The sequence below is a fragment of the Paenibacillus sp. 01T422 genome, assembly GCF_056398785.1.
Genome location: NZ_JBFTQB010000373.1, coordinates 1 through 5,782, shown reverse-complemented (window position 1 = coordinate 5,782; position 5,782 = coordinate 1). Strand labels below are relative to the sequence as shown.

7 protein-coding genes are annotated in these 5,782 nt (G+C 48.9%); 3 read left to right on the top strand and 4 right to left on the bottom strand.

The features are described 5' to 3' along the window. A partial coding sequence (locus AC1DUA_RS20480; protein WP_477501530.1) for a sporulation membrane protein YtrI occupies positions 1 to 232 on the top strand: 232 nt, incomplete at its 5' end. A gap of 95 nt (positions 233 to 327) precedes the next feature. Further along, positions 328 to 621 carry a YtpI family protein gene (locus AC1DUA_RS20475; protein WP_477501529.1) on the top strand — a complete coding sequence of 98 codons (294 nt, stop codon included), beginning with the start codon at positions 328 to 330 and terminating at the stop codon, positions 619 to 621. On the opposite strand, the gene AC1DUA_RS20470 is transcribed toward AC1DUA_RS20475, so the two are convergent. From AC1DUA_RS20470 to nfsA, 3 genes are all read right to left on the bottom strand, one after another. Then, positions 618 to 1,946 carry a DRTGG domain-containing protein gene (locus AC1DUA_RS20470; RefSeq protein WP_477501528.1) on the bottom strand — a complete coding sequence of 443 codons (1,329 nt, stop codon included), beginning with the start codon at positions 1,944 to 1,946 and terminating at the stop codon, positions 618 to 620. The genes AC1DUA_RS20475 and AC1DUA_RS20470 overlap by 4 nt on opposite strands. Before the next feature lie 190 nt (positions 1,947 to 2,136). Further along, positions 2,137 to 2,424, bottom strand: a complete 288-nt coding sequence (locus tag AC1DUA_RS20465; protein ID WP_477501527.1) for a hypothetical protein — start codon at positions 2,422 to 2,424, stop codon at positions 2,137 to 2,139. A gap of 105 nt (positions 2,425 to 2,529) precedes the next feature. Then, the gene (gene nfsA, locus AC1DUA_RS20460) at positions 2,530 to 3,258 is read right to left on the bottom strand and encodes an oxygen-insensitive NADPH nitroreductase (protein ID WP_477501526.1); all 729 of its coding nucleotides are present in this window, start codon (positions 3,256 to 3,258) and stop codon (positions 2,530 to 2,532) included. Positions 3,259 to 3,435: 177 nt separating this feature from the next. Between nfsA and AC1DUA_RS20455 the strand changes: the two genes are divergently transcribed. Beyond that, positions 3,436 to 4,464, top strand: coding sequence for an NADH:flavin oxidoreductase/NADH oxidase (locus tag AC1DUA_RS20455; RefSeq protein ID WP_477501525.1), 1,029 nt, complete (start codon positions 3,436 to 3,438; stop codon positions 4,462 to 4,464). 527 nt (positions 4,465 to 4,991) lie between these two features. On the opposite strand, the gene AC1DUA_RS20450 is transcribed toward AC1DUA_RS20455, so the two are convergent. Continuing rightward, positions 4,992 to 5,782, bottom strand: a 791-nt coding sequence (locus tag AC1DUA_RS20450; RefSeq protein ID WP_477501524.1) for an acyltransferase family protein, incomplete at its 5' end; no start/stop codon positions are given.

The following is a 5,782-nucleotide window of genomic DNA, read 5'->3' as shown; positions in this document are numbered from 1 at the left end:
GATTAGCGAAGATATTCAGAAGGAGATAGAAAGTGATATCAAAAGCGAGCTCAAGCTCGTAATTGGCCAGAGAGCCACTTATGTCAAAGACGCTCAACCACTTTATGAGAAGTTGATTACTCAAAAAACCTACATTTTGCATGATAAGAAATATATTGTTGAAGTGAAATCCATCGTCTTAATTCAGACTGAATTGACCGTTTGGATCACAGCCCAAGAGAAGCGAACATAAACATTTGTCAGGATCTGCGCGAGATGTGATTGCATTCTCCTCCCAAAATCGCTAAAGTTAACAGTAAACTCGCTTATAAAGGACGGATGAACCACATGTTCGCGATTCAAGTTTCATTATTCTCTCTCATTTGCCTGCTGCTTGCTCTATCGGTCTTCTTCAGCTTCCGGGCGCGTCGTGAAAAGGAACCCGCCAAACGCGGTCTTTACTCAGCTCGCATGAATATTTGCATGGGCTTGATGCTAGTGATGATTGCTGTCACTCAGCTCTTCTTCTTCAGCGAGTCCAGCTTCCGCCGGATCTTCGGCACCGTACTGGTCCTGCTTGGATTGTTTAATTTATTCGCAGGCATTCGCAATCACGGGCACTTCGATCGTCTGCTGCGCTAGATGACTTGTGCTGTCAGCATCGCTTTGGAAACCAAAGCCCCAGCATGATAAATTTCCACATCAATTTTGCCAAATTTACGGCTCACCTCAATAATGGTGGGTCGTATTTCTATTTTAGAATCAATTTGCAGCGGTTTGAGGAAATAGGTGGACATGTTGTCCATGACGAGGTCGCCTTTTTTATATTCCTGTACAATGCGGTAGGCGGCTTGGGTCATTAGCGTCGTCAGAACTCCCTCTGACACTGTGCCCAGATGATTCGTCATCTGAGGGGTTATGACACCGTGGAACTGCAGGGTCCCCTTCTCATCTCTGACCTCTTCCAGTCCGGACCAGATCAAATCCTCGAACGTTTCCCCGTTCTGCGGTTGCTTCTGAATATATTGCATCGCTTTGAGCACATCGCTACGGTTCAGCACGCCCACCATTTTGCGGTTCAGATCCACCACAGGCAGCAGCTCAATGCCTTCCCACACCATCATGTGGGCAGCAGAAGCTACCGAAGTCTGCGGTGTGACCGTAAGCGGGCTGCGCGTCATGAGCTTATCGACCGTCTGCAGAGCGTTCGCTCCCACCATATCCTTGGACGTCACGACGCCAATGATTCGGTTCCACTCATCAACGACCGGGAAACGGCTGTAGCCTGTGTCCTCCGACAATCGCTGCCAATCCTTCAGCGTGCTATTCGCCTTCAAGGCGTACAGCGAAGCACCTGATGCCAGGATATCCTCAACGAGCATAATCTTCTTCTTAATCAAACGATCGTAGATCGCCCTATTGATCATTGAGGCTACAGTAAAAGTATCGTAACTGCTTGAAATGATCGGCAGCTCTAGCTTGTCGGCAAGCAGCTTCACTTCTGTACTGGTATCAAAACCACCCGTGATCAGCACCCCTGCGCCGTATTCGAGTGCACAGCTGTGCGCCTCGTTCCGGTTACCGACGATGAGCAAGCTGCCTGCTTCGATATATCGCATCATGGCGTCCTGCTCCATCGCGCCAATGACGAATTTATTCAGCGTCTTGTGCAGTCCACGTGAGCCGCCGAGCACCTGTCCGTCCACCATGTTCACGACTTCTGCAAATGTGAGCTTATCGATGTTCTGCCGCAGCTTCTTCTCCACTCGGACGGTTCCGATTCGCTCTTTGGTTGAGACCAGGCCTTGATTCTCCGCCTCTTTGATCGCCCGGTAAGCCGTACCTTCACTTACTTCCATGTTCTTGGCAATCTTGCGAACGGAGATTCGGCTGCCGAGCTTCAAGCTTTCTATATGTCGTAAAATTTGTTCATGCTTCGTTAACGAATCCACGGATTGAGTATCCAACTGTTACACCCCATTCGCCTGTTCCTGTACTACTCTGTACTACTAGTATAAACGTTCGAAAGAGCAAGAACAATGCGAACAGCATCTATAATGAGAAAAATCCAACCCTATTGGATTGGATGCTTCATTTGTATTATACCAAACATATGTTCGATGTCAAAAGGTAAAGCTTAACTTGATCCCTTTCGGGTTATTTACGAAATTGCAGCATTTTTCTGCGGCCTTGAACAAGCTGCTCCAGCTGCCATTTTTTCATCCGGTTAATGCGCTTAAGCTCTCTGCGTTTCTCTTCATCCACACCTAGAATCTGATGCAAATGTGACGCAATAACAAGAAGCGCCATAGCGATCCAAATGCTGCTAAAAATCATCGGCAGGGAACCCACGTCCCGAAGCTGCAATTGGGGTAACGAATATATCAGCATGCCCAGCGCTACGCTCATGTACACGACATTTCTAAAGCCTTTCAACCTGATCACACTCCTTTCGCCTGATAAACTCTCCAAGCCTGTCTTCATCATCCTCATTCATATGTATGAGACAAGTTCTGGAAATATGAGTGCATCGCGAAAAGGATCGAAAGCTTACACCTCTCCGAAGCCCTGCGAGTTAAGAAAAGCTTTCATATGCTCGCGGGGCCGCAGCGCCTTGCCCGCCATCTCCTTAGACCACGTCGTATCGACCTTGCCTCCCGTACGAACGTTCATGTAGTCGCGGATCGTCTCGTCATACTGACGAACCGCTTCTTCGTTATCCGTATACCGATTCTCGTGGTATACGGCTTCAAGAGGGAGCCGCGGACGCTGCAGCGGCTCTTGATCCGGCGTGCCGATGCACATGCCGAAGATGGGGTACACCAGCTGCGGCAGGCCCAGCAGCTGGGTGACCTCAGCGGGCTTATTGCGGAGCCCGCCGATGTAGACAACGCCGAGTCCGAGCGACTCGGCCGCAATGGCTGCATTCTGCGCAGCGAGTGCAGCATCGACAGTGGCAATGATGAAATTCTCAGCATTGCCAGTTATCGGCGTGTCCGCATGCCGATGTGACGCTTGCGAATAGCGTTGCAAGTCGGCACACCACACGAGAAACACCGGACATTCGCTTACGTAGCTCTGATTGCCGGCGAACCCGGCAAGCTGGCTTTTTAACTCGCTATCTGATACGTGAATAACGCTATATGCCTGCATATTACTGGAGGTTGAAGCCGCTTGTGCGGAGACTAGGATGTCTTGCAACTGCTCATCTGTGACGGGTTGATCTGTAAACTTGCGAATCGAACGATGATTTTGCAATAACTGAATGATTTCGTTCATATAGATGCAACCTTTCTCCCATTAGTATACTTTTAGTTACTATAGCACTTAAAAGTGGCTACTTGAATTTAATTATAATACAACCGATACTAAGGTACATAGTTTTGCCCAACGCTCCAAGCTAACGGCGGCAAATATCTATATTTCTATATATTTATATCCTAGGAGGTACATCATATGAAAAAAGATTTATTTTCACCCTATCAGCTGAAAGGCTTACAAATAAGAAACCGCATCGTCATGGCCCCGATGTGTCAATATTCAGTTACAGCTAAAGACGGAATACCTAATGAGTGGCACTATGTCCACTATCTCTCCCGGGCAATCGGGGGCACTGGCCTMCTGATTATGGAAATGACGGATGTGCATCCTGATGGCCGTATCACAGATCACGATTTGGGCATCTGGTCCGACGATCATATCCCTGCTTTCGCGAGAATTATTGATGGCGTTCATGCGCATGGCGCAAAAATCGGCATCCAGATTGCCCACGCAGGGCGCAAAGCTGAGGATGCGGAAGTTCCTGTCGCGCCATCGGCTATCCCTTTCCCAGGAGATGCCTACAAAATGCCACGAGCCTTAACGACAGACGAGGTGCGAGACACTGTGCAGCTGTTCGGCGATGCGGCTCGCCGCGCGGTGCAAGCCGGCGTAGATACCATCGAGCTGCATGGCGCTCACGGTTATTTGATCCATCAATTCCAATCGCCGCTCACGAATAAAAGAGACGATGTCTATGGGCAAGATCTAGCCCTATTTGGCGTAGAAGTCATTCAAGCTGTGAAAAAAGAAATGCCTGCAGACATGCCGCTGATTTTCCGTATTTCTGCTGTTGAGTACGCTGACGGCGGCTATGATCTTGACCACGCCATTGAACTCTCCAAAGCGTATCAAGCCGCAGGCGTCGATGCGTTTCATGTGAGCTCAGGCGGGGAAGGTCTTGCAGGGCAGCGGAAACCGGGCAATTCCCCCGGTTACCAGGTGCCTTTCGCGCGGCAAATCCGCGAGGCGCTGCAAGTGCCGGTTATCGCCGTCGGCATGCTGGCGGAACCGGAACTGGCGCAGTCCATCATCGTTAACGAGGATGCGGATCTTGTCGCCATCGCGCGCGGCTTGCTGCGCGACCCGTATTGGGCAACGCATGCTGCTGTTCAGCTAGGGCATGAGCATCCCTATATCCCGCAGCAATATCAGCGCGGGTATTGATTTCTTGATTTCTTGATTTCTTGGCGCCCCACTCTCGGTATGTTGCAGTTTATACAACATAAGGATTGAAATTCAGTGCCTTCGCTCCACTATGTTGTACTTTGTACAACGTAGAGAGCGAGAAGGGGCTGATTTGGGCTATTTGAGCTGAAAATGGTTGTACTTTGTGCAACGTAACTCTACATTTCAACCTTTTCTCGGTTTTTCGTTGCACAAAATACAACATAGAGTGTCTCTAGCCCTTGCCATAGCAGAAATTAGAGCTAAGGCTTTCACACTGGGAACTGGAGTCCCTTATTCTGGGAAATACAAGCTGTTTTCTCTATAACGCGGAACTACAGGCCCTTATTTGTTCGCTATCCTCCCCATTTGCGCAGAAATTAGCAAAATAGCGAACTGTAGTTCCCCTAGCGAATAAAATGTGCTTTTTCAGGCAAAATAGCGGACTACAGTTCCCTGAAATCAGCCCCCCGATCACATGTCAAAAAAGGACAGCGCAGGAAACACCCTGCACTGTCCTTTTTATATCAAATACCCATTACTTTCCTTACCTTACGATACAGCAGCGTTAGTAACCAAGGAATCGCTACGATCAGTACTAGCACAATCACATTGTACATATGAAAGAGCACAATAGAACCCGGCGTATGAACTTTATATTTCCACAAAGAAAGCAGCGCTGGATGCATAAGGTACACACCAAACGACACGGACCCGAGTGATACAAAGAAGCGCGCCACTGGCGCTGCTTTGTGCAGGAGCCACTTTCCAGCCCAGATAAAGCTAATGCCGATCCCGATGCTATAGATTAGCCACAATACCTCAAACCAGGTATTTTCAAACGTATACCCTTTTAGGCCTAGCAGATAGAGCCCTGTATAGACAAGGCCGCTGAGTATCGAAGTCGGGATGACCCAGCCTTTGTTCCGTTCGAGCCATTCGCGGAATGCTCCGTAGTTCATGCCGATTGCGCCTCCGATGAGGAAGTATGCGAAGTAGGTGATGCACAGCTCCGGCTTGTGGTCGATTGCCCCAAACCAATGGCTGTATATGTACACGCCGCCCTGAATAGCCAGCCCCCAGAGCGCCAGCGTTTTGCGGAACCAGGCAGCTTTCCTCACAGCCCAAACTAACAGTGGAAACAACAAGTAAAACTGCACAATAATGATCATAAAATACAAATGATAGCCGGAATCAGCCCATTTCAGCTGCTCCAGGAACACACGCGGTTCTATCTTAAATGGATGTCCTGGCGTCCATAACCACGGATTATAAATATAGTAAAAAAACGACCATACAATATATGGAACAAGGACTT

Excerpts from the sequence above, each read along its gene's own strand:
- nfsA (WP_477501526.1), bottom strand. The coding sequence starts at position 3,258 with ATGAACGAAATCATTCAGTTATTGCAAAATCATCGTTCGATTCGCAAG.
- AC1DUA_RS20475 (WP_477501529.1), top strand. The coding sequence starts at position 328 with ATGTTCGCGATTCAAGTTTCATTATTCTCTCTCATTTGCCTGCTGCTT.